Annotated in this window: 20 protein-coding genes and 5 pseudogenes; 16 read left to right on the forward strand and 9 right to left on the reverse strand. The window is 71.3% G+C overall.

Annotation, left to right across the window (positions count from 1 at the left end; translation table 11 throughout):
• Positions 1–155 precede the first annotated feature (155 nt).
• Positions 156–701 carry an NUDIX hydrolase gene (locus tag WJ438_RS32560; protein ID WP_406728393.1) on the forward strand — a complete coding sequence of 182 codons (546 nt, stop codon included), beginning with the start codon at positions 156–158 and terminating at the stop codon, positions 699–701.
• 122 nt (positions 702–823) lie between these two features.
• Here WJ438_RS32560 and WJ438_RS32565 read toward each other — a convergent pair whose 3' ends face one another.
• The gene (locus WJ438_RS32565) at positions 824–1684 is read right to left on the reverse strand and encodes a 3-hydroxybutyryl-CoA dehydrogenase (protein WP_406728394.1); all 861 of its coding nucleotides are present in this window, start codon (positions 1682–1684) and stop codon (positions 824–826) included.
• Between the two features lie 240 nt (positions 1685–1924).
• Between WJ438_RS32565 and WJ438_RS32570 the strand changes: the two are divergent.
• A pseudogene (locus WJ438_RS32570) lies at positions 1925–2592 on the forward strand (glycoside hydrolase family 10 protein); the annotation flags it as partial.
• A 351-nt stretch (positions 2593–2943) separates the two neighbouring features.
• Positions 2944–3287: pseudogene (locus WJ438_RS32575) on the forward strand (hypothetical protein); the annotation flags it as partial.
• 22 nt (positions 3288–3309) lie between these two features.
• Here WJ438_RS32575 and WJ438_RS32580 read toward each other — a convergent pair.
• Entirely contained in the window at positions 3310–3504 is a 195-nt protein-coding gene (locus WJ438_RS32580; protein WP_109380432.1) for a DUF1918 domain-containing protein, read from the reverse strand.
• Positions 3505–3678: 174 nt separating this feature from the next.
• Between WJ438_RS32580 and WJ438_RS32585 the strand changes: the two are divergent.
• From WJ438_RS32585 to WJ438_RS32595, 3 genes and pseudogenes are all read left to right on the forward strand, one after another.
• Positions 3679–4225 (forward strand): annotated as a pseudogene (locus WJ438_RS32585) (PLP-dependent aminotransferase family protein); the annotation flags it as partial.
• Positions 4226–4274: 49 nt separating this feature from the next.
• On the forward strand, positions 4275–4712 hold the full coding sequence (locus WJ438_RS32590) for a GNAT family N-acetyltransferase (protein WP_406728395.1): 438 nt from the start codon (positions 4275–4277) through the stop codon (positions 4710–4712).
• Positions 4713–4871: 159 nt separating this feature from the next.
• Entirely contained in the window at positions 4872–5465 is a 594-nt protein-coding gene (locus WJ438_RS32595; RefSeq protein ID WP_406728396.1) for a histidine phosphatase family protein, read from the forward strand.
• 663 nt (positions 5466–6128) lie between these two features.
• On the opposite strand, the gene WJ438_RS32600 is transcribed toward WJ438_RS32595, so the two are convergent.
• Entirely contained in the window at positions 6129–6683 is a 555-nt protein-coding gene (locus WJ438_RS32600) for a DoxX family protein (RefSeq protein ID WP_406728397.1), read from the reverse strand.
• Positions 6684–6876: 193 nt separating this feature from the next.
• Between WJ438_RS32600 and WJ438_RS32605 the strand changes: the two genes are divergently transcribed.
• Positions 6877–7521: an alpha/beta hydrolase gene (locus WJ438_RS32605; RefSeq protein ID WP_406728398.1), complete on the forward strand. Its 645-nt coding sequence runs from the start codon at positions 6877–6879 to the stop codon at positions 7519–7521.
• A gap of 242 nt (positions 7522–7763) precedes the next feature.
• On the opposite strand, the gene WJ438_RS32610 is transcribed toward WJ438_RS32605, so the two are convergent.
• The gene (locus WJ438_RS32610; RefSeq protein WP_406728399.1) at positions 7764–8630 is read right to left on the reverse strand and encodes a GyrI-like domain-containing protein; all 867 of its coding nucleotides are present in this window, start codon (positions 8628–8630) and stop codon (positions 7764–7766) included.
• Positions 8631–8862: 232 nt separating this feature from the next.
• Here WJ438_RS32610 and argC point away from each other — a divergent pair, with 232 nt between their 5' ends.
• The 5 genes from argC (at position 8863) to WJ438_RS32635 (ending at position 13828) form a co-directional block, all read left to right on the forward strand.
• On the forward strand, positions 8863–9891 hold the full coding sequence (argC, locus tag WJ438_RS32615; RefSeq protein WP_406728400.1) for an N-acetyl-gamma-glutamyl-phosphate reductase: 1029 nt from the start codon (positions 8863–8865) through the stop codon (positions 9889–9891).
• The gene (gene argJ, locus WJ438_RS32620) at positions 9888–11039 is read left to right on the forward strand and encodes a bifunctional glutamate N-acetyltransferase/amino-acid acetyltransferase ArgJ (RefSeq protein ID WP_406728401.1); all 1152 of its coding nucleotides are present in this window, start codon (positions 9888–9890) and stop codon (positions 11037–11039) included. The genes argC and argJ overlap by 4 nt, the downstream gene beginning before the upstream one ends.
• On the forward strand, positions 11036–11983 hold the full coding sequence (gene argB / locus WJ438_RS32625; protein ID WP_406728402.1) for an acetylglutamate kinase: 948 nt from the start codon (positions 11036–11038) through the stop codon (positions 11981–11983). The genes argJ and argB overlap by 4 nt, the downstream gene beginning before the upstream one ends.
• Positions 11980–13188 carry an acetylornithine transaminase gene (locus tag WJ438_RS32630; protein ID WP_406728403.1) on the forward strand — a complete coding sequence of 403 codons (1209 nt, stop codon included), beginning with the start codon at positions 11980–11982 and terminating at the stop codon, positions 13186–13188. The genes argB and WJ438_RS32630 overlap by 4 nt, the downstream gene beginning before the upstream one ends.
• Positions 13189–13288: 100 nt before the next feature.
• Positions 13289–13828 (forward strand): arginine repressor, encoded by a 540-nt coding sequence (locus WJ438_RS32635; protein WP_406728404.1) that lies wholly within the window; start codon positions 13289–13291, stop codon positions 13826–13828.
• 59 nt (positions 13829–13887) lie between these two features.
• Here WJ438_RS32635 and WJ438_RS32640 read toward each other — a convergent pair whose 3' ends face one another.
• From WJ438_RS32640 to WJ438_RS32655, 4 genes and pseudogenes are all read right to left on the reverse strand, one after another.
• Positions 13888–14688, reverse strand: a complete 801-nt coding sequence (locus tag WJ438_RS32640; RefSeq protein ID WP_406728405.1) for an FAD:protein FMN transferase — start codon at positions 14686–14688, stop codon at positions 13888–13890.
• Between the two features lies 1 nt (position 14689).
• Positions 14690–15130, reverse strand: a pseudogene (locus WJ438_RS32645) (FMN-binding protein); the annotation flags it as partial.
• A gap of 39 nt (positions 15131–15169) precedes the next feature.
• The gene (locus WJ438_RS32650; RefSeq protein WP_406728406.1) at positions 15170–16552 is read right to left on the reverse strand and encodes a ferric reductase-like transmembrane domain-containing protein; all 1383 of its coding nucleotides are present in this window, start codon (positions 16550–16552) and stop codon (positions 15170–15172) included.
• Between the two features lie 126 nt (positions 16553–16678).
• Positions 16679–16945, reverse strand: a pseudogene (locus WJ438_RS32655) (pyridoxamine 5'-phosphate oxidase family protein); the annotation flags it as partial.
• Between the two features lie 377 nt (positions 16946–17322).
• Here WJ438_RS32655 and WJ438_RS32660 point away from each other — a divergent pair.
• The 3 genes from WJ438_RS32660 to WJ438_RS32670 all read left to right on the forward strand — a co-directional run bounded on the left by WJ438_RS32660 (position 17323) and on the right by WJ438_RS32670 (position 21125).
• A complete protein-coding gene (locus tag WJ438_RS32660) occupies positions 17323–18516 on the forward strand; it encodes an argininosuccinate synthase (protein WP_406728407.1) in 1194 nt (397 codons plus the stop codon).
• 133 nt (positions 18517–18649) lie between these two features.
• Positions 18650–20077 carry an argininosuccinate lyase gene (gene argH, locus WJ438_RS32665; RefSeq protein ID WP_406728408.1) on the forward strand — a complete coding sequence of 476 codons (1428 nt, stop codon included), beginning with the start codon at positions 18650–18652 and terminating at the stop codon, positions 20075–20077.
• 76 nt (positions 20078–20153) lie between these two features.
• The gene (locus WJ438_RS32670) at positions 20154–21125 is read left to right on the forward strand and encodes an aldo/keto reductase (protein WP_406728409.1); all 972 of its coding nucleotides are present in this window, start codon (positions 20154–20156) and stop codon (positions 21123–21125) included.
• A gap of 68 nt (positions 21126–21193) precedes the next feature.
• Here the strand turns inward: WJ438_RS32670 and WJ438_RS32675 are convergent, their stop codons facing one another.
• Complete coding sequence (locus WJ438_RS32675; protein WP_406728410.1) at positions 21194–21865, reverse strand: lysophospholipid acyltransferase family protein; 672 nt, start codon at positions 21863–21865, stop codon at positions 21194–21196.
• 607 nt (positions 21866–22472) lie between these two features.
• Here WJ438_RS32675 and WJ438_RS32680 point away from each other — a divergent pair.
• A complete protein-coding gene (locus WJ438_RS32680) occupies positions 22473–23657 on the forward strand; it encodes a glycerophosphodiester phosphodiesterase (protein ID WP_406728411.1) in 1185 nt (394 codons plus the stop codon).
• Positions 23658–23695: the final 38 nt, after the last annotated feature.

Below are 23695 nucleotides of genomic sequence, written 5' to 3' on the forward strand. Positions count from 1 at the left end.
TGGCTCGACCGAGTTGCCCGGTGGTCCGCCGCAGGTGGCCGCGCCGTGCGCCCGCGTCGCGCCGTCCGCTGCGTCCCGGGCGGCCTCCTGTGCGCCTGCTGCCGGACCGCTGCTGCTGCGATATTGCCACTTACTCAGCGGAAGGTGGCATAACCGTGCAGTGGACGAAACAGAACGAACAAATTGTGTACTCGAACCGCTGGTTCAGCGTCAATCTTGTAGATGTCGAACTGCCGGACGGCCGGCATCTCGACCACTTCCTCATCCGGTTGCGGCCCGTCGCCGTGGCCACGGTGGTGAACGAGGCCAACGAGGTCCTCCTCCTGTGGCGCCACCGCTTCATCACCGACAGCTGGGGATGGGAGCTCGCGGCCGGCGTGGTCGAGGAGGGCGAGGACGTCGTCCGCGCGGCCGCCCGGGAACTGGAGGAGGAGACCGGCTGGCGGCCCGGGCCCCTGCACCACCTCATGAGCGTGGAGCCGTCCAACGGGCTCACCGACGCCCGGCACCACATCTACTGGGCGGACGAGGGCGAGTACGTCGGGCACCCGGTGGACGACTTCGAGTCGGACCGCCGGGAGTGGGTGCCGCTCAAGGTGGTCCCCGACCTGGTGGCCCGGGGCGAGGTCCCGGCCGCCAACATGGCGGCCGCATTACTGCTGTTGCATCATCTCAGGCTCGGACCGGACGCCATGCCCTGACTCCTGCCGTGTCCGGCCCGGGTCAACGCCGAGGGCCCGGCACCCTTCATGTGTCCGAGGGGTGCCGGGCCCGTCCGTACCGCTGGATGCTGACGGGCCCTGACCGTGCAAGGAGCGGAGCCTCAGCCGTAGTCGTAGAAGCCGGAGCCGCTCTTACGGCCCAGGCGCCCCGCGTCGACCATGCGCTGGAGCAGCGGGGGAGCGGCGTACAGCGGCTCCTTGTACTCCTCGTACATCGAGTACGCGACCGAGGCCACCGTGTCCAGGCCGATCAGGTCGGAAAGCTTCAGCGGACCCATCGGGTGGGCGCAGCCCATCTCCATGCCGTTGTCGATGTCCTCGCGGCTGGCGATGCCCGACTCGAACATCCGGATCGCGGAGAGCAGGTACGGGATCAGCAGCGCGTTCACCACGAACCCGGAACGGTCCTGGGCGTGGATCGCGTGCTTGCCCAGCACCTTCTCGGTGAAGATCTGCGCCCGGCTGATCGTGCCCTCGGAGGTGGTGAGCGCCGGGATCAGCTCGACCAGCTGCTGCACGGGGGCCGGGTTGAAGAAGTGGATGCCGATGACGTGGTCGGGCCGCGAGGTGGCGACCGCCAGCTTCACCAGCGGGATGGAGGAGGTGTTGGAGGCCAGGATCGCGTCCGGCCGGGTCACCACCTGGTCGAGCACCTGGAAGATCTCCGTCTTGACCTGCTCGTTCTCGACGACGGCCTCGATCACCAGGTCACGGTCGGCGAACTCGCCGAGGTCCGTGGTGAAGCTCAGCCGGGCCTGGGTGGCCTCCAGCTCCTCCGCCGTGATCTTGCCGCGCTCGGCCGCCTTCGTCAGGGAGTTGTACAGCCGGGTACGGCCGATCTCCAGGGCCTCGCCGGTGGTCTCCGCGACCATCACGTGCAGTCCGGCGCGGGCGCACACCTCGGCGATTCCCGCGCCCATCTGACCGCAGCCCACCACTCCGACGCGTTCGATGTCGGTCACATCGTCCCTTTCGCTTCCCTGCGCGGTTCGTCTGCGCTGTTACGGCTCTGTTCTACCGCTGTTCTACCGCTCTGTTCCACGGCTCTGTTCTGCGGCTCCGGCAGGACCGCCGGGTCGCGGCGCCCTGCTCCGTTCGTGCACGCTACCCGGAAGTATCGATGATCGATCGTACGGGTCGGGCAGACTGAGCGCGGAGCGGTCCGTGATCGGGTGGATCGCGTCTTTTGTGATGAGTGTGAAATGGGACGAGTGTCACGCAGGGCGTTCGCGACGGCGGCGCTGTCGGCCGTGACGATGATGACGGCCACCTCGGCCACCCCGGGGCGGCCGGGGTCCGGGCCCTCGGGTGCGACGGGGGGGCCAGGGAGCAGCGGTGGGTGAGATGCGGGGCGTGTGGCTGGCGACCGTGGCCAACCGGGACTGGCCTTCGCGTCCGGGACTGAGCGCCGACCGGCAGCGGACCGAGCTGATCGCCCACCTCGGCGCCGCCGTCCGCAACCGGCTCAACACCGTGATCCTCCAGGGGCGGCCCACGGCCGACGCCCTGTGGCCGTCCCCGTACGAACCCCGGTCCGCGTACCTCCCCGGCACCCAGGGCACGCACATCCCGGCTGGAATCCGCTGAGCACCGCCGTCACCGAGGCCCCACGCCCGCGGCCTGGGACTGCACGTCTGGTTCAACCCGTACCGGGTCGCCCCGCACACCGACCCCACTCGGCTCGCCGCCACCCACCCGACCCGCCAAAACCCCGGCTGGGTGGTCCCGTACGGCGGGAAACTCCACTACGACCCCGGGCTTCCCGAGGGTCCGCGCCTTCGTCGAGGACGCGATGCTCGACGCGGTGCGCCGGTATCCCGTCGACGCGGTCCACTTCGACGACTACTTCTGCCCGTACCGTTCCCGTGGGCCGAGCAGGAGTGAGCCCGCTCAGCCGCGCGCCCCGAACGGTCCTGGGCGCTCCCCCGCTGCCTCACGGGCGGGGGAGGTGCCCCGGGCCCCCGGCGTACTCGACCCCGGGGCGGCGACACGCATCTCGTGCGTGGTCCGGTCCCAGGAGGATGCCGCCGAAGACGACGGAGAGGCCCTGAACCATCACTCCGGTGGAGCAGGGGCTCCGCGCGCCGACACCGCACCCGCGCCCCGGATCGCGCTGCTCGGGCTACGCCAGTCGCACCGGAGCGCCGCGAGCCCGCGAGTGAACCCTCACACGATCGAGCCAAAGCACCCCTTGTGCACGCCTCGAAGAACGATCACCGACCCCGTGGCGGGGCAGACCTTCGGCGACACCGCCTACGACGCCACGGCGGCGCCTTCCCCGACCGGGCGGCCTGGCGGCGGGACGACATCGACCGGCTGGTACGCGAGACGGCGGCTCGCATCCGGGGGATCCGGCCCGGCACCCGCTTCGGCATCCGACCCGGCGCAGCCCGCCCCTGGCAGGACCCGGCCGAATCCTCCCGGCACCTCACACTCGCCGCGGACCACCCGCAGGCACGCCGACACGTCTTCTTCGCCGCCCGGGTGCTGAGCGCCGATCCGGTCGGCGCGACGGCGCGGATGGTCGCCGACCACTACGAGCAGTCGGCGACCCCTCCGCGCTGATCCACCACCGGCGGTCGCCGGATTATCGCTGACGGTTCTTGTGCCGGATCTCGGAATCGGGCCCGGGTGAGCACACGGCCTCGTGCCCGTCCTCGAAGCGGACCCGGTAGGGTGGATCGCCCTTCTGGCCCATCACTTCGACGATCTCAGCCACCTTGTCGTGCTGACCGACCACCCTGCCGTGCTGAACAAGCTGGTCGCCCACAGTTGCGCGCATCGGGGTCTCCTCACCAAGTGCGGGAGCAGCGGTCCGTGGCTTCGAGTCTACGGCGGAGCGCGCCGCCCGGCACGCCCCGTGCGGGAGCGGGCCCCCGCTCCGGGCTTCGTGCGGCGACGGGCTGAGCGTCCGTGGTCCGTACGGCTCCTCATCCCTGGCTCCTCAGCCGCGTGTCCGCTGGGTGACGGCGATCCCGACGGCGTCGTCGTCCACGTCTGCTCGCTCGCCAAGGCGACCTCGCCCAGTTTCCGGGTGAGCGGCCTCGTCGCGCACGGGCCGGTGCTGGAGCGGCTCCGGGCCATCCAGATCGTCGACACCTTCTTCGTCCCCCGGGCCCCTCCAGGCGGCCGCGCTGGAACTCGTCGGCTCGCCCGCCGGCCGCGCCATCTGCGGGCGGTCTCCGCCGAGCTGCGGGCCCGCCGGGACGCGATGACCACCGCGCTCCGGCTCCGCCTGCCCGAACTCGCCCTGCCGCACGTCCCGGCGGGCGGTTACCACCTCTGGCCGCGCCTGCCCGACGGCACCGGGGACACCTCCCGGGCTTTCAACCCTGGGGGAGAGTCCGCGCTCACTACGGCGGCCCTGCGCGCGGGCATCGCCGTCACTCCCGGCCGCTCACGTGCGGCTGAGCTTCGCGGCGGTCGCGGGCACCGGGGAGATCACGGAGGGCGTACGGCGACTGCGCACCGCCTGCGACGAGGTGCTGGGACGAGTGAGGTAACGGGGGGAGGCGCTCGTTTCAGCTCGGCCTGACCTGCGAGTATTCGGCCATGAATGTCATACCGAGCCTGCCCGAGGGCTACGAGATTTCTACCGACCCCGCCCGTATCGACGCAGGACGTGTGCACCACTGGCTGTCCACCGACGCGTACTGGGCCCTCGGACGGTCCCGTCAGAAGCACGACGCGGCGATCGAGGGCTCGCTCAACTTCGGTGTGTACGCGACGCCCTCGGGGGAACAGGTGGCCTACGCCCGGGTCGTCACCGACCGGGCGACCTTCGCGTGGCTGTGCGATGTCTACGTCGGCCCGTCGGTGCGGGGCAAGGGGCTCGGCACGGCCCTGGTGGCCGCGGTACGGGAGGAACTGCGGCCGTGCGGACTGCGGCGCATCCTGCTCGCCACGCACGACGCGCACGGTGTCTACGCCAGGCTCGGGTTCCGGGCACTGGACCGGCCCGACCACTTCATGGCGCTCCCCCTCGAGTGAGGACGGCGGGGCGGGGGCAAGGGCTGCGGGGCCGAGGGGGAAGGCGTTTCGCGTCACTTGCCCGGCAGGTCACGGTCTGCGTGCAAGGCCTGATGGACGCTCGATGACACCCCGGCCGTACCCCTTGATTTGCTCACCCCGGGGACTGACGATCGCCGCATGGCACTTCGGGTCACGTTCGTTGCCGCGGCGGGGAGCTTCTCGCGACGGACCGAGCGTTTCGAGGACGACCGGCCACTCGATCGGGCCGGGTGGAGCGGGGTGCAGCGCGTGGTCCACGCGCTGCTGCCACTCGCCGCGACCGACCTGCGCTACTGCTCACCGAATCCGCGCAGCCGTGCCACCGGGGACGGGCTCGGCTACGCCCCGCTGGTCCAGCTCGCCCTGCGTGACTGCGACATGGGCCGTTGGCGCGGGCTGACCCTGGGCGAGGCGATGGCCCGGGAACCGGAGGTCGTGGACGCCTGGCTGGCCGACCCGCGGGCCACCGTGCACGGCGGGGAGTCGCTGCTGGACTTCCTCACCCGCGTAGGCGGCTGGCTGGACACCCGGCCGCTGGAGGAGAACTGCCGGGTCGTCGCGGTGGCCGAACCCTCCGTGATCCGCGCCGCGCTGGTGTACGCGCTGAAGGCACCGCCCGCGACCTACTGGAACATCGACGTCCAGGCGCTGTCACGGATCAGCGTCACCGGGCGGGCGGGCCGCTGGAGTCTGTGCATCGAGGGGGTTTCCCCTCAGCCCACGCGGACGTAACCCGTGTCCAGCACCAGATCCTTGGCCGGGCCACGCACCCACCAGACCGTCCACCGGTGTTCCTCGTCGCGGACGGTGAACTCGCCTCGTTGAAGTGCTCTCCCAGCCGAAGCCGGGAGATTCCTGCCCACCCTGAGGAGAATCGCATCCGGATGCCGTGACGCGGAGTGTCGCCGTATCCCGGTTTCGGGCGCGGAGCGCCTGGATGGCTGTCGGGTGGGCAGGGTGGGAACGCGTGTGCTTTCGGTCGCCGGTTCGGGTGATGCTCGCGTGATCGCGGCACGGGTGTGTGGCGGTCGCACATACCGTCTCATCGGAGGGCCCGGGATGCCGCGCATCGCGGTCGGCGGACGAGAGGGACCGGGAGGCGGGGCAGGGTGCAGGAGGCAGGCGGGTGTGCCCGTTACACCTACCGGCTGCGTGTGCCGGCGGCCGCCCGGGCGGCGCTGGAAGTTGATCGCGTAAGACTCGATTGCTCGCCGAGTGATCGAGCGGCGTGAGCCAGAAATCTCCCTCGTTCACGAGGGAGAGCATTCCGGTACACGTTCCCGGCGCACTCGGTGACGTTCCTGCGGATCAAGCAGCGGGAGCGGTCCGGGTGCGGGCCGCCGTCTCCGGAGACGGCGGCCCGCACCCGGCGCGACCGGGAAACCACCCGCCGTGTCAGTGGCGCAGCAGCAGGGTGACGCCGGCCACCACGGCGCCGAGGACGACGGAGGCGACGCCGTACGCGAGGCGGTGCGTGCGCAGCCGGGGCAGCAGCCGGTCCACGGCGATCCGGCCGGGGCCGGTCAGGGCGAGCGCCACCGCGGTCAGGGTGATGAGGAGCTCGTACTCCACGCCCTCCGGGGCGAAGAAGCCGCCGCCCCACTTCACGGCGATCGCGTTGACCAGCGTGCCGGCGACGGCCGCGGCGGCGAGCGGAGTGAACAGACCGAGCGCGAGGCCGAGCCCGCCCAGGGTCTCGGTGAGCCCGGCCACGACGGCGAACGCCTCGGGCGAGGGGTAGCCAAGGGACTCGAAGAACATCCCGGTGCCCTCGACACCGCCCCCGCCGAACCAGCCGAACAGCTTCTGGGCGCCGTGCACCGCCATGGTCAGGCCGAGCGCGAGACGCAGGACCAGCAGACCGATGTCGTAGGCACGGGCGGGAACGGCGGGGGCCTCCTGACCGGATGCCGCGGCGGGACGGGACGAAGTGGTGGTGGGACTGGCCATGGGGGGACTCCTCGGAAGGGGGCGGCGAAGACGGTCGGAGCGCCGCGCGGCATTGGGCGGCGACCCGTCTCGGCACTCTTGAAGCTTCAAGTTAAACCAACCACGGCCTCTGCTTCAACTTTCAAGCAGTACGAGTACGCTCGACCGTGCTTGAAGCCTGTGCATGCCTCACGCCGCCCAAGGAGCCGCCGCCATGCCCCACACCGCCGCCCCCACGGTCAGCTGGTCCGTCGAACCCGACCGCAGGCCCGGCACGCCGCTCGTCGTCGCCCTGCACGGGCGGGGAGCGGACGAGACGTCGTTCGCGCAGCTCGCGCCGCACCTGCCGCAGGAGGCCACGGTGGCCTTCGTGCGCGCCCCGCTGACCGAGGGCGGCGGATACGCGTGGTTCGCCAACCGGGGGATCGGGCGCCCCCTGCCCGACTCCCTCGCGGCCACCGCCGACTGGCTCTTCGGCTGGCTCGACACCGAGGCCGCCGGCCACACATCGGTCTCCCTCCTCGGCTTTTCCGGCGGAATGGCCATGGCGGGCGGCCTGCTGCTCGCCCGCCCGGAGCGGTTCGCCGCCGCTGTCCTCCTGTCCGGCACCCTGCCGTGGGACGCGGGTCTGCCCGAGGAGCAGGGTCGCCTGACCGGGATGCCGGTCTTCTGGGGCCGCGACGTCGCGGACCGGGTGATCCCCGCCGACCTCGTCACCCGGACCGGCGTCTGGCTCCGCGAGGAGTCCGGAGCGAACCTCGAGGAACACCGCTACCCGGGCCTGGGCCACGCCGTCGCCCTCCCGGAACTGGCCGACGCCTCCGCCTTCCTGCGCCGCGCCTGGGACGAGGCGTCCTGAGCCTCACGAACGGTGGTGGGAACGGCACGTGGTGCTGAGCGCCGCACTGGCCAACGAGCGTGTTCGGCCTTGACCGCCTGTGGGAAGGGGCTTCCTCGTGCGGGCTCGGGCCGGACATGGTTCCCCGTGCATGAGGACGGGGGCAATGGCCGGCGTCCTCGTCCGAACCGAGCGCCTCGGCCGGCCCGTACTGTCGGCCGGAGCACTCGTACCATTCGGCGTCTACGAACCCGGTGCTGTGTTCATCCCTGCTCCCGCTCCACCGGGAGCCACAATTCGGCGTTGGCTTCGGTCTTGTCCGGTGACAGGTGGGTGCGCAGGATCTCCGGGCCGGGACGGCTGCGGTACGGGTTCGACGGGAACCACTGGGTGAACACGTCCCGCCACAGCTCCTGGATGGCCCGCGGGACCGGTCCGGAGGTGGTGAAGACCGCCCAGGTGCCGGCCGGAACGGCCAGGGACGCCGTTCCCTCGGGGGCGGCCGCGGACGTGAGTACCCCGTGGTAGTAGTCGAGTTCGGTACCCTCGGCGCGGCTGGGGTCCAGGTCGTCGCAGACCGCGACGATGCCCTGCGGCTCCTGGTCCGACAGTTCCTCCAGGCGCTCCACGGTCCGCGGATCGACGCCGCGGACGAAGTCGATGATCGCCTGGTTCGGCCCCGAGTGCACCAGTGGCACCCGGGCCTTGAGGCCGGCAACGGTGAAGGCCGGCCGGTCGACCACGCGATAGCGCATGCTGCTGCTCCCTTCGACGGTGAGGCGGAAGGTCAACCGGGGCTGGGAGACGAGTGCGCAGCCGGTGCGCCGGGCCTCGCCCGGACCGACACCGTGCATGGCGCGGAACGCTCGCGCGAACGCCTCCCCCGAGCCGTAGCCGTAGCGCACCGCGATCTCCAGCAGCGGCTCATGGCCGGCGAGCACCTCGGCACCCGCGACGGTCAGCCGCCGACGCCGGACGTACTCCGACAACGGCATGCCCGCCAGCGCGGAGAACATCCGGCGCAGGTGGTATTCCGAGGTCATCGCGGTGCGTGCCAACCCCACCACATCGGCGGGCCGATCGAGACCGTGCTCGATCTGCTCCATGGCCTGGTTGAGCCGCTCCAGCACGCCCGGTCCCCATCCTTCTTGCGTGCGATCACCACGCTAGGCGGCACGCGTCCTGCCGGACCCGACATCCTGTGCCCGATCGAGTCGGGTGCGCGTGTCGGCTCCGCCGCGGCGCTGTCACTGAGCGCTCCAAGCCGCCCGGCAGGCCGGGCGGTTGTGACGCTGCCTCCTGCGCGACATTGCATAAAAGTGCGGCTATACGTATAGTCATGCCATCGAGAAGGAGGTTTCCGTGAGCGTACGGGTGGCTGTGGCCGGGGCCAGTGGATATGCGGGTGGGGAGCTCCTGCGTCTGCTGCTGGCGCACCCCGGGGTGGAGATCGGTGCGCTGACCGGGAACTCCAATGCCGGGCAGCGGCTCGGGAGTCTGCAACCGCATCTGGTGCCGCTCGCCGAGCGGGTGCTGGAGGCGACCACGGCCGACGTGCTGGCCGGGCACGACGTCGTCTTCCTCGCCCTGCCGCACGGGCAGTCCGCCGCCGTCGCCGAGCAGCTCGGACCGGCCGTGCTCGTGGTCGACATGGGCGCCGACCACCGGCTCGCCGACGCCGCCGACTGGGAGAGGTTCTACGGCTCCCCGCACGCCGGCACCTGGCCCTACGGCCTTCCCGAACTTCCGGGCGGCCGCGCTGCGCTGGAGGGGTCCAAGCGCATCGCGGTGCCCGGTTGCTACCCGACCGCCGTCTCGCTGGCCCTCGTCCCCGCCTACACGGCGGGGCTCGCTGAGGCCGAGGCGGTGATCGTCGCCGCCTCCGGCACCTCCGGCGCGGGCAAGGCGGCCAAGCCGCACCTGCTGGGCAGCGAGGTCATGGGGTCGATGTCGCCCTACGGCGTCGGCGGCACCCACCGGCACACCCCCGAGATGATCCAGAACCTCAGCGCGGCGGCCGGGGAACGGGTCTCCGTCTCCTTCACGCCGACCCTCGCGCCGATGCCCCGCGGCATCCTCGCCACGTGCAGTGCCAAGGCCAGGCCCGGGGTCACCGCCGAGTCCGTCCGGGCCGCCTACCAGAAGGCGTTCGCCGACGAGCCCTTCGTCCGTCTGCTCCCCGAGGGCCAGTGGCCCGCGACGGCGTCCGTCCACGGTTCCAACGCCGTTCAGATCCAGGTCACGTACGACGAGGCCGCGGGGCGGATCATCGCGATCAGCGCCATCGACAACCTCACCAAGGGCACCGCGGGCGGCGCTCTGCAGAGCATGAACATCGCCCTCGGGCTCGACGAGTCCACCGGACTGACCACGATCGGAGTCGCGCCGTGAGTGTGACGGCAGCAAAGGGATTCACGGCGGCCGGTATCGCCGCCGGGATCAAGGAGAACGGCAAACCGGACCTGGCTCTGGTGGTCAACAACGGGCCGCGCCGTGCCGCGGCGGGCGTCTTCACCGCCAACCGCGTCAAGGCCGCACCCGTGCTCTGGTCCGAGCAGGTGCTCAAGAGCGGCCAGGTCGCCGCCGTCGTCCTCAACTCCGGTGGCGCCAACGCCTGTACGGGCCCCAAGGGCTTCCAGGACACCCACGCCACCGCCGAGAAGGCCGCCGAGGTACTCGGGACCGGCGCGGGCGAGATCGCCGTCTGCTCCACCGGGCTCATCGGCGTCACGCTTCCCATGGACAAGCTGCTGCCGGGGGTCGAGGCGGCCGCCGGTCAGCTGTCCGAGCACGGTGGAGAGAAGGCCGCCCTCGCCATCAAGACCACGGACAGTGTGCACAAGACGTCCGTCGTGACGAAGGACGGCTGGACCGTCGGCGGCATGGCCAAGGGCGCCGGCATGCTCGCCCCCGGCCTCGCCACCATGCTGGTCGTCCTCACCACCGACGCCGACGTCGACGCCGGGGCACTGGACCGGGCCCTGCGCGCCGCCACCAGGGTCACCTTCGACCGTGTCGACTCCGACGGCTGCATGTCCACCAACGACACCGTGCTGCTGCTCGCCTCCGGCGCGGCCGGCGTCACCCCCGCCTACGAGGAGTTCGCCGAGGCCGTGCGCGCCGTCTGCGACGATCTCGGCCGGCAGCTCATCCGCGACGCCGAGGGCGCCAGCAAGGACATCAAGGTCGAGGTGGTGGGCGCCGCGACCGAGGACGACGCCGTCGAGGTGGGCCGCTCCATCGCCCGCAACAACCTCCTCAAGTGCGCCATCCACGGCGAGGACCCCAACTGGGGCCGGGTGCTGTCCGCGATCGGCACCACGAAGGCCGCCTTCGAACCCGACGCACTCGACGTCGCCATCAACGGCGTCTGGGTGTGCAAGAACGGCGGCGTCGGCGAGGACCGCGACAAGGTCGACATGCGCTACCGCGAGGTCCACATCGTCGCCGACCTGGGCGCCGGTGACGCGACCGCCACCATCTGGACCAACGACCTCACCGCCGACTACGTCCACGAGAACAGCGCGTACTCCTCATGAGCACCACCCGCAAGCACACCGCGCTGCCCAAGGCGCAGATCCTCATCGAGGCGCTGCCCTGGCTGACCCGGCACCACGGCAAGACCGTCGTCATCAAGTTCGGCGGCAACGCCATGGTGAACGAGGAACTGAAGAACGCCTTCGCCCAGGACGTGGTCTTCCTGCGGCACGCCGGCCTCAAGCCGGTCGTCGTGCACGGCGGCGGCCCGCAGATCAGCGCCGCGCTCGACCGGCACGGCATCGTCAGCGAGTTCAAGGCCGGCCTTCGGGTGACCACCGAGGACGCCATGGACGTCGTACGGATGGTGCTGGCCGGACAGGTGCAGCGCGAGCTGGTCGGACTGCTCAACCGGCACGGACCCTTCGCCGTCGGCCTCACCGGCGAGGACGCGCACACCCTCACCGCGACCAAACACCGGCCCGAGATCGACGGTGAGCCCGTCGACATCGGGCGGGTCGGCGAGATCACCGAGATCGACACCGGCGCCATCGAGGCCCTGCTCGCCGACGGCCGTATCCCGGTCGTCTCGTCGATCGCCCGGAGCCAGGACGACCACCACGTCTACAACGTCAACGCCGACACGGCGGCCGCGGCGCTCGCCGCCGCCCTGGACGCCGAGACCCTCATGGTCCTCACCGACGTCGAGGGGCTCTACGAGGACTGGCCGAACTCCGACGAGGTGATCAGCCGTCTCACCGCGTCCCAGCTCGAGAAGCTGCTGCCGGAACTGTCCTCCGGCATGGTGCCGAAGATGGAGGGCTGCCTGCACGCCGTACGCAACGGTGTGACCACGGCGCGTGTCATCGACGGCCGGGTCCAGCACTCGATCCTGCTGGAGATCTTCACCGACGAGGGCATCGGCACCATGGTCGTGCCCGACGATCCCGCCGACGCCATCGAGGCCGCATCCGACGGAACACCGCACGCACAGGGGGAGTCGTGAGCAACGAGGAACTGACCGCGCGGTGGCAGCACGCGCTCATGAACAACTACGGCACACCGAAGCTGTCCCTGGTCAGCGGCGCGGGTACCACCGTCCGCGACGCCGACGGCAAGGAGTACACCGACTTCGTCGGCGGCATCGCCGTCAACGCGCTCGGTCATGCCCACCCGGCCGTCGTGGAGGCCGTCAGCCGGCAGATCGCCTCCCTGGGCCACGTCTCCAACCTGTACGTCGCCGAACCGCCCGTCGCACTCGCCGAACGGCTCCTCCGGCTCTTCGGCCGCGAGGGCCGGGTGTACTTCTGCAACTCGGGCGCCGAGGCCAACGAGGCCGCGTTCAAGATCGGACGGCTGACCGGGCGGATCCACATGGTCGCCACCGACGGCGGCTTCCACGGCCGCACCATGGGCGCCCTCGCGCTGACCGGCCAGCCGGGCAAGCGGGAGCCGTTCGCGCCGCTGCCCGGGGACGTCACCCATGTCCCCTACGGCGACGCGCAGGCCCTGGCCGCCGCGGTCACCGACGACACCGCGCTGGTCGTCATCGAGCCGATCCAGGGCGAGAACGGGGTCGTGGTGCCCCCGCCCGGCTATCTGAAGGCCGCCCGCGCCATCACGGCCGCCACGGGCGCGCTGCTCGTCCTGGACGAGGTGCAGACCGGCGTCGGCCGCACCGGCAACTGGTTCGAGTACCAGGCCCACGAAGGCGTCCTGCCCGACGTCGTCACCCTCGCCAAGGGACTCGGCGGCGGGCTGCCGATCGGCGCGACCGTCGCCTTCGGACGCGCCGCCGAACTGCTGCACCCCGGCCACCACGGCACGACCTTCGGGGGCAATCCGGTCGCCTGCGCCGCCGGCCTCGCCGTCCTCGACACGATCGAGAACGAGGGGCTGCTCGAGAACGTCAAGCGGCAGGGCGAGCGGCTCCGCGACGGAATCGAGGCGCTCGGCGACCCGTTGATCGGCCATGTCCGGGGTGCGGGCCTCCTCCTGGGTATCGTGCTCACCGAGCCGCTCGCGCCCCAGGTGCAACAGGCGGCTCAGGACGCCGGTTTCCTGGTGAACGTGCCCGCCCCCGATGTCGTACGGCTGATGCCGCCGCTGATCCTCGGGGACGACGCGGTGGACGCCTTCCTCGGGGCACTGCCCGGCGTCCTGGACGCCGTCGGCCGGGCGGTGGACGGGGAAGGGCGAGCCGGACAGTGAGCCGGACCACGAGCCGGGAGAGACCCGGACGACGAGCAGGGCGATGAACCGGACCACGAGCCGGGGAACGCCCCGAGGATGACCGGAGAATGAGACGACGATGAGCCACGATCAGGACCACGGACAGCCTGCCGGGCCTGCCGTACCGCAGACCCGCACCGCCCGCCACCGCCGGATCGTGGACATCCTCAACCGGCAACCGGTCCGCTCTCAGAGCCAGTTGGCGAAGCTGCTCGCCGACCACGGGCTGACCGTCACCCAGGCGACGCTCTCCCGGGACCTGGACGAGCTGAACGCGGTGAAGATCCGCGACACCGACGGCGACCTCATCTACGCGGTACCGAGCGAGGGCGGCTTCCGCACCCCGCGCGCACCGCTGGGGGAGTCGGCGAAGGAGGAGCGGATGCGGCGGCTCTCCCAGGAGCTGCTGATCTCCGCGGAGGCGTCCGCCAACCTCGTGGTCCTGCGCACCCCGCCGGGTGCCGCGCAGTTTTTGGCCTCGGCCATCGACCAGGCCGAACTGCACGACATCCTGGGGACCATCGCCGGTGACGACACGCTGATGCTGATCAGCCGCGACCCGGTGGGTGGGCCGGCCCTGGCCGAGCACATGCTGCGGCTGGCCCAGAACGGGCACTGAGCGCGGCCTCGCCGCCGGCCGGAGGTACGCGGGCGCCGTGCGGGGCCCGATCCATTCGATCACCCCAGCCGGTCCGCCAGACCCCCCGTGCAGCGCACCTCGTCGCCCGCCGTGATGAGTAGCGCCTCCACGTCGGGCAGCGTCTCCAGCCACGCGAGCCCCTCCCGCGATCCCATCGCGAAGGCGGCGGTGGCCCAGCAGTCGGCCCAGACCAGCCGGGGCGCCACCACGGTCACCGCGACCAGGTCGGTGACCGCGGAACGGCCGGTGCGCGGGTCGACGATGTGGTCGCCGCGCTCGGCGGTGCCCGAGGTGGCCACGGCCAGCTCGTCCACGCCGGCCGCGGAGACCACGGCCGCGAGGCCGCCCGGACGGAGCGGATCCGACACGCCCACCCGCCACGGCCGCCCGGCTCCCGGGGTGCCCAGCAACTGGACGTCACCGCCGCCGTTGAGGCTCACCCCGACCGCCCCGGCCTCCGCGAGCCTCCGCGCGGCCCGCTCGGTGGCCCAGCCCTTGACGATGCCGGTCGGGTCGAGCCGGCCCCGGTAGCGCGGGCTGAACCAGCCGTCGCTCACCCGTTCCGCCTCCGCGGCCAGCTCCAGCACCTCGGCGACCTCGGGGTCGCACTCCTCGACCGTGAGGTCGCCGCGTGCCAGCCGCGAGATCTGGGTCTCGTCGCGGTACGTGCTGAACACCTCGTCGACGCGGCGCAGTCCGGCGACCGCTTCGTCCAGCGCCGCGTGTACGGCAGTGGGTTCCCCGCCGCGGACGTCGAAGGAGAAGACGGTCCCCATCGTCTCTTCCGTGCGACGCACCGCGGCGGGAGCCTGTGCGGACTCGGCCACGGTGTCAGCCACCGGCCTTGTCGAGTGCGGACTGCAGCGATTTCTTGTAGCCGGCGCTGGTGTAGGTGGCGCCGGACACGGCGTCGACGTCCGCGTTGCCGGCCGCCACGACGGCCTGGTTGAGCCTGGGTACGGACGCGAAGGTGACCTGGTCGCTCTGGCCGCCCCTGGGGGACTGGACGGCCTCGGCCTTGGTGATCTTCCCGCTCTCGACGGTGATCCGGACCTGCACCGCCCCGTACTGGGTCTGCGCCGCGTCACCGGTGACGGTGCCGTTGGCGATGGCCTGGGCGCCGCCCTGCGGGGACTGCGCGGCCGCGGGCGGGACCGCGCCGCCGGCCGCTTCCGCCGAGCCCGGGTCGGAATCCGGCTTCAGCGTCAGCAGCAGCACGATCCCGGAGACGGTGGCGGCGGTGGCCAGCACAGCACGCCGGACAGGGTGAGTCTTCCTCATCGTTTCTCAAGCTCCTGATGGGTGTGGATGACCCGTCGCTCACATCTCGAACGACTCGTGGTGGATACGGCGGGCGGGGACCCCGGCGCCGCGCAGTGCGTCGTACACCGACTGGGCGAACCCGGGCGGGCCGCACATGAAGACGTCGTGGTTGTCGATGTCGGGGATCTTCCGCCGCAGGCTGTCCGCCGAGATGTCGGGGCGTTCCCCCTCGGGGCTGTTCACCGCGTACATCAGGCGCGCACCGCGCTCGTCGGCGATCTCGGCCAGCTCGCCCCACAGGGCCAGGTCCTGGGTGGTGTTGGCCCGGTACAGCAGGGTGATGTCCCCGGAGGCACCGGGCAGCGTCTCGAACAGCGCCCGCATCGGCGTGATGCCCACCCCACCCGCGACCAGCAGCACCTTCCCGCGGCTGCGGCGCTGGGCGGTCAGCGCCCCGTAGGGTCCCTCCGCCCACACCCGGGTGCCGGGCTCCAGCTCGCGCAGCCGGGAGGTGTGGTCGCCGATCGCCTTCACGGTGATCCGCAGCATGCCGGGGCGGGGAGCCGCCGACAGCGAGTACGGGTGGGAGCTGAACCGCATCCCCGGCGCCAGGAACCGCCAGCGGAAGAACTGCCCGGCCTCCGCGCCCATCCGGTGCAGTTTGCGCCCGCTGATCAGTACCGAGGTGATGCCCGGCGTCTCCTCGATGACCGCCTCGACCCGCATCCGGTGACGCAGGTTCAGCCGGATCGGGGTGAGTGCCCGGTACCAGAGGACCAGCGCGGTCACGGCGCCGTAGAGCCCGTACCAGAAGGTCTTCGCGGACGGCTCGACGGCGAACTCGTTGCCGGTGGTGATCTGGTGCCAGAACGTCAGGTACATCGCCGCGTACGTCAGCAGGTGTGCGTGGTACCAGCTGTCGTACGGCAGCCGGCGGCGGATCGGGCCGATCGAGAGGAACGCGATCACGAACAGCAGACCTGTGCCGATGGCGGCCTTGCCCATGTCCGGCAGCTCGTTGACGGAGGTGAGCGTCTGCCGGCCGATGTCGCCGAGGCTCTTGCCCGCCTGGAGGGCGTAGCCCCACATGATGAGGAAGACGTGGGCGATGACCAGGCTGATGGTGTAGCGCCCGCTCATCGCGTGCCAGCGGGCCACCCGGTCCGAACCCACCCGGCGTTCCAGCGCGGGGACCCGGGCCATCTGCAGCACCACGAGGGCCATCAGATAGCCGGCCAGCAGGCCGGTGATGCGGCCCGCGGCGACGATCCTTCCGGTGGTGTCCGAGATGGACGGTGTGTTGTTCCACCACAACCACAGCACGGCCACCGCGCCCGCCCCCACGGCGAGCAGCAGGGGCACGGCGGGGGAGCGGCGCGGACGGATGCGGCGCATCGTCTGACGGCGGGCGGCACGTCCGCCTGCGAGCGTGGTGGTCACGGTTCCTCCGTGGGACTTGGCCCTTGGCCCACACATACGTGCCGTGACTCGGGAGCGTTCAGCGGAACGACGGGAGCGTGCGGAGGAAAAAACGCCTCAGGGCACCCCGGCACCTGGGCGGATGGCTCAGGCCGGGGACGGGGGCAGCGGCAGGGGCAGCCCGGGGAGGCCGTCCAGGCTCGTCGCGACGTGTTCCTTCTTGGTGAAGTACGCGTCCAGCGAGGCGTCGTCCTCCCGCGCGAACCGCTTCCCGTGCAGGTCGCGGTCCGCCTCGTAGGCCATGAAGGGGACGGCGTAGCCGCAGGTGTCGCGGATGAGTTCGGCGGTCACGACGACGACCGCGCGCAGGCCGTGGATCGTCGGATCGATGTCGGGAAAGCGTGCGAGCAGTTCGGGACAGCTGATCGTGCCCGGTCCCGCGAGCGTCCGGGCGACTCGCCGGCGAGGGCGGATCCGGCGATCACCGCGCCGGACAGCGCCACGGCGGCGGCGCCGCCGATGAGGCAGACGCGACGCTTGTTGTACTTCGGAAGAGCCCTGGACATGCGGATGTCTCACTCGGGTCGAGGGGGGTGGGGTCGGGTTTCGTGGGTGTCTCGTGGTGTCCCGGATGTGCCGACGCGGCGCCCGAGTCCTGCGAGAGATGCGGGAAAGCGGTTTCCCGCGTTCAACCGCCACCGGAATCGACCTCCGCGCGGAGGCGGATTGACGAATCATGCGTTCTCCTGCATACTCATGCATGTCAGCGAATGCACTGTAAGGAGAATCCCGTGACCGAGCGCGTCGTACTCGCCTACTCGGGCGGTCTGGACACCTCCGTCGCCATCGGCTGGATCGCCGAGGAGACGGGCGCCGAGGTCATCGCCGTTGCGGTCGACGTCGGCCAGGGCGGCGAGGACCTGGACGTCATCCGCAAGCGCGCGCTCGCCTGCGGTGCCGTCGAGGCGGAGGTCGCCGACGCCAAGGACGAGTTCGCCGACGAGTACTGCCTCCCGGCGATCAAGGCCAACGCCCTCTACATGGACCGCTACCCGCTGGTATCCGCGCTGTCCCGGCCGACGATCGTCAAGCACCTCGTCGCCGCCGCGCAGAAGCACGGCGCCACCACCGTCGCCCACGGCTGCACCGGCAAGGGCAACGACCAGGTCCGCTTCGAGGCCGGCATCGTCGCCCTCGCCCCCGACCTGAACTGCATCGCCCCGGTCCGTGACTACGCCATGACCCGCGACAAGGCCATCGCCTTCTGCGAGGCCAAGGGCCTGCCGATCGCGACCACGAAGAAGTCGCCGTACTCCATCGACCAGAACGTCTTCGGGCGCGCCGTCGAGACCGGCTTCCTCGAGGACATCTGGAACGCGCCGATCGAGGACGTCTACGAGTACACGCAGAACCCCGCCGTGGCGCGCGAGGCCGACGAGGTCGTCATCACCTTCAAGGAGGGCGTGCCGGTCGCCATCGACGGCAGGCCCGTCACCGTCCTCCAGGCGATCCAGCAGCTCAACGAGCGCGCGGGCGCCCAGGGCGTTGGCCGGATCGACATGGTCGAGGACCGCCTCGTCGGCATCAAGTCCCGCGAGGTGTACGAGGCGCCCGGCGCCATCGCGCTGATCACGGCCCACCAGGAGCTGGAGAACGTCACGGTCGAGCGCGAGCTCGCCCGCTACAAGCGGCAGGTCGAGCAGCGCTGGGGCGAACTGGTCTACGACGGCCAGTGGTTCTCCCCGCTCAAGCGAGCCCTGGACGGCTTCATCACCGAGGCCAACCAGCACGTCACCGGCGACATCCGGATGACCCTGCACGGCGGCCGGGCCGTCGTCACCGGCCGGCGCTCCGAGTCGTCCCTGTACGACTTCAACCTCGCCACCTACGACACCGGCGACACCTTCGACCAGGCGGCGGCCAAGGGCTTCATCGACATCTACAGCCTGTCGTCGAAGATCGCCGCCAAGCGCGACCTCGGCTGACCGTCGGACAGGCCCTGACGGCCTGACCGCCGGACGGCCCGTCACGCACTACTCTGACACCGCCTCCTCACTCCCCTGCGCCTGAGTGAGGAGGCGGTGGCACATCCACGACCTGCCTTCGAGGAGCACGCAAGTGAGCAGCAACAGCGGTGACGTACGGCTCTGGGGCGGCCGTTTCGCCGACGGTCCCGCCGAGGCCCTGGCCAAGCTGTCCGCGTCCGTCCACTTCGACTGGCGGCTCGCGCCCTACGACATCGCCGGATCGCGTGCGCACGCGCGCGTGCTGCACGGGGCGGGGCTGCTCACCGAGGACGAACTCACCCGCATGATCGAGGGCCTCGACCGGCTCGAGGCGGACGTCGCCGACGGCTCGTTCGTGGGCACCATCGCCGACGAGGACGTCCACACCGCCCTGGAGCGCGGCCTGCTGGAGCGCCTCGGCCCCGACCTCGGCGGCAAACTGCGTGCGGGCCGCTCGAGGAACGACCAGGTCGCGACCCTATTCCGGATGTACCTGCGGGATCACGCCCGGACGCTCGGCGGCCTGATCGCCGATCTCCAGGACGCCCTCGTCGGCCTCGCCGAGGCCCACCCGGACGTGGCCATGCCCGGGCGCACTCACCTCCAGCACGCTCAGCCGGTGCTCTTCGCCCACCATGTCCTCGCCCATGTCCAGTCGCTGTCCCGGGACGCCGAGCGGCTGCGCCAGTGGGACGAGCGGACCGCGGTGTCGCCGTACGGCTCGGGCGCGCTGGCCGGCAGCAGCCTCGGCCTGGACCCGGAGGCGGTGGCCCGCGACCTCGGTTTCGAGCACGGCAGCGCGGCCAACTCCATCGACGGCACGGCCTCCCGGGACTTCGTCGCCGAGTTCGCCTTCATCACCGCGATGATCGGCGTGAACCTCTCCCGGATCGCCGAGGAGGTCATCATCTGGAACACGAAGGAGTTCTCCTTCGTGACCCTGCACGACGCCTTCTCCACCGGCTCGTCGATCATGCCGCAGAAGAAGAACCCGGACATCGCGGAGCTGGCGCGCGGCAAGTCGGGCCGGCTGATCGGCAACCTGACCGGCCTGATGGCCACCCTCAAGGCACTCCCGCTCGCGTACAACCGCGACCTCCAGGAGGACAAGGAGCCGGTCTTCGACTCCATCGACCAGCTGGAGACCCTCCTCCCGGCCTTCACCGGAATGATGGCCACCCTCACCGTGCACCGCGAGCGCATGGAGGAGCTGGCCCCGGCCGGGTTCTCGCTGGCCACCGACATCGCCGAGTGGCTGGTCAAGCAGGGCGTGCCGTTCCGGGTCGCGCACGAGGTGGCAGGGGAGTGCGTCAAGACCGCCGAGGCGGAGGGCAAGGAACTCGACGAGCTGACCGACGAGCAGTTCGCGAAGATCTCCGCCCACCTCACCCCCGAAGTGCGCACCGTCCTCAACGTCCCCGGCGCCCTCGCCTCCCGCGACGGCCGCGGCGGCACGGCACCGAGCGCGGTCGCCACGCAGCTCGCCGAGGTCACGGCGGACGTGGCCGCCCAGCACGCGTGGGCGAACGCCAAGAAGTAACCGGTCCGGTGTCGCAGGGGCATCGCGGGTTACGTTGGTCCGGCAGCCGCAAGGAGCCGACCGGACGGAGCCCCCGATGCCCTTCACACGCCTCGCCTCCGCGACGACCCCCACCTGCCACATCGGCCTGGGACTCGCCGCCGTCGGCCGGCCCGGTCACATCAACCTGGGCCGTGACGACGACCTCGGCGGCGACCGCAGCGTCGAGGCCCTGCGCACCCGCACCCACGACCTCCTCGACGCCGCCTACGCCCAAGGCGTCCGCTACTTCGACGCGGCCCGCTCGTACGGCCGGTCCGAGGAGTTCCTCGCCGACTGGCTGAGGAACCGGCCCGACGCCGACGACGTCGTCATCGGCAGCAAATGGGGCTACACGTACACCGCGGACTGGTCCACCGACGCCGAGCGGCACGAGGTCAAGGACCACTCCCTCGCCGCGTACGAGCGTCAGCGCGCCGAGTCCGAGGCACTGCTCGGGGACCGGCTCGACCTCTACCAGATCCACTCGGTGACCCCGGAGAGCCCCGCCCTCACCGACAAGGACCTCCACGTCCGGCTCGCCGAGGCGGCCGCCCAGGGCCTCACGGTCGGGTTCTCCACCAGCGGCCCGGCCCAGGCCGACGCCATCCGCGCCGCGCTCGCCGTCACGGTCGAGGGCGAACCCCTCTTCCGTACCGTCCAGTCCACGTACAACGCGCTGGAGACGTCCGCCGAGCCCGCACTGGCCGAGGCCCACGACGCCGGGCTCACGGTGATCGTCAAGGAGGGCATGGCCAACGGGCGGCTGGCCGCGGCCCACGCTCCCGACGCGCTCAGGGCCGTCGCCGCGGAGACCGGACTGGACTGCGACGCCGTCGCCCTCGCGCTCGTGCTGCGCCGGCCCTGGGCCGGTGTCGTCCTCTCCGGTGCCGCCACCGTCGTCCAGCTCGCCTCCAACCTGCACGCGGCGGCCGTCGACCTCGACGACGACCAGCTCTCCCGCCTCGCCGCACTGCCCGAGGACCCGCACGTGTACTGGGAACGACGCGGACAGCTGGCCTGGCACTGACACGCCGTCGGCGGACCGCTTCAGAAGCGGTCCGCCGACGGCGTGCGTGGTCCTCGCGGCGGGCGAGGTCAGGCGGCCTTCGCCTTGCTGGCGTACATGTCCACGTACTCCTGCCCGGACAGGCGCATGACCTCGGTCATCACCGAGTCGGTCACGGCCCGCAGGACGTAGCGGTCGCGGTCCATGCCCTCGTAACGGGAGAACTCCATCGCCTCACCGAAGCGGACCGTGACCTTACCCGGCCGGGGCAGGCCCGCGCCGCCCGGCTGCAGCTTGTCGGTGCCGACCATGGCGAACGGGACGACGGGCGCGCCGGTCATCAGGGTGAGCCGCGCGATACCGGTGCGGCCCCGGTAGAGGCGGCCGTCGGGAGAGCGGGTGCCCTCGGGGTAGATGCCGAAGATCCTGCCCTGCTCCAGCACCCGACGGCCCGTCATCAGCGCCGCGACCCCGCCCCGGCCGCCGTCGCGGTCGACCGGGATCATGCCGACGCCGGTGAAGAACCAGGCCATCACCCGGCCCTTGAGGCCCTTGCCGGTGACGTACTCGTCCTTGCCGATGAAGAAGACCTGACGGTCGCATACCAGCGGCAGGATCATCGAGTCGATGAACGTGAGGTGGTTGCCCGCCAGGATCACCGGACCGTCACCCGGGATGTGCTCCACACCCTCCACCCGTGGGCGGAACATCAGGCGCATGATCGGGCCGAGCACTGCCTTGATGAGCGCGAAGCGGGACAACGGTTCCTCCGGTGTCGGGAATGCGGTATGAGTCTGTGCAGGTAAGGACATTACTCGCGGGCGAGGGGGGCGCGCACGTCGGGTTCACCGAGGTGCCACGCGGTGTCGACACATGTTCACCTGCGGTGACGTGGTGCCGCACGGCCGTCACGCGAACGCCGCGATGTGAGGCAGGTCGCGTCCGTACCGCTCTCCTGTTGCTCGTCGTCATGACCGCCGCCACCGTCCTGCTCCGATGGGACCGGCGTCGTTGTCCGGGGGTGCGGACACGGCCCGGATCGAAGCACGCGCGACCCGCGGACTGCGGGAGGCGCGCCGTTGGCGGCGTGCCGCCGGTCCCCGCGCCGTCGCCGCGTTCCTCGTGGACCACCACCACGAGGAACGCGGCGACCGACGGGTACCCCGGTCCGGCGCCCCCGAAGCCGGCGGATCGTCAGACCCCCCGCCCCGCACACCCGTCCGGGGGCGTCCTGGACCGTCCGGGACCCGACGGGCCGGGCCATACGACATCCGGTGGCACCCGCGTGTTCCGGTCGCGGTCTCCCGTTCGTCATGCGCGCGCCCCTACGATCGCCCCGCACTGACGGTCAACGGCAGGAGGCCCCTCATGGGAACGCAGGAGTCGGACGAGCGGACGGGCGGGACCGCGGCCGGCGGAACCGGACGGCGGGCGCTCCTGGGCGCGGCGGTGCTCGGCGCGGGCGGTACCGCCCTCGGGCTGGGCGGCACGGCGAGAGCGACCGAGGACCGGAACGGCGGCGGACGGGGCGTCAAGGGCCTGCCCGTCCCGACCATCGTCGGCCACCGGGGGGCCAGCGGCCACCGGCCCGAGCACACCTTCGGCGCCTACGAACTGGCCCTCGACATGGGCGCCGACATCGTCGAGGCCGGCGACCTGGTGCCCACCAAGGACGGCCACCTCGTCTGCCGGCACGAGCCGGAGATCGGCGGCACCACGGACGTCGCGAACCATCCCGAGTTCACCGACCGCAAGCGCACGAAGCAGCTCGACGGCGTCTCCGTCACCGGCTGGTTCACCGAGGACTTCACCCTCGCCGAACTCAAGACGCTCCGCGCCACCGAGCGCATTCCGGCCAACCGCCCGCACAACACCCTCTACGACGGCCGCTGGGAGATCCCCACCTTCGAAGAGGTGCTCCGCTGGCAGAACGAGCAGACCCGCAAGCGCGGCAAGCAGGTCTGGATCTACCCCGAGCTCAAGCACCCCACCTACTTCCGCCGGTTGGGACTGGGCACCGAGGAGCGCCTCGCCCGGCTGCTGCGCAAGTACGGCAAGGACAAGAAGAACTCGCCCGTCATCGTCCAGTCCTTCGAACCCACCAGCATCCAGCGGATGGACAGGCTCGTCGACAACCCGCTCGCCGTGCTGCTCTCCGGCGCGAACAGCCGCCCCTGGGACTTCGTCGAGAACGGTGACCCGCGCACGGTGGCCGACCTCATCACACCGAAGGGCCTGAAGGAGATCGCCTCCTACGCACAGGGCATCGGCCCCACCCTGGACCTGGTCATCCCCCGCGACGCGGCCGGAAACCTCACCGAGCCCACCACCCTCGTCCGTGACGCGCACCGGGCCGGGCTGATCCTGCACCCGTACACGATGCGCAACGAGAACCCCTTCCTGCCCGCGAACTTCCGCAAGGGCAGCGACCCCGACGCCTACGGCGACGTCTTCGGCGCCTTCCGTGCCTACTTCGCCACCGGCATCGACGGTGTCTTCACCGACCACCCGGACACCGGTCTGCTCGCCCGTGAGGACTTCGTCAACGGCTGAGCCGTCCTGCCCCCGGTGGGGTGATTTCCAGCCGCCCC

It is taken from the genome of Streptomyces sp. GD-15H, assembly GCF_045291515.1.
Lineage (GTDB): Bacteria > Actinomycetota > Actinomycetes > Streptomycetales > Streptomycetaceae > Streptomyces.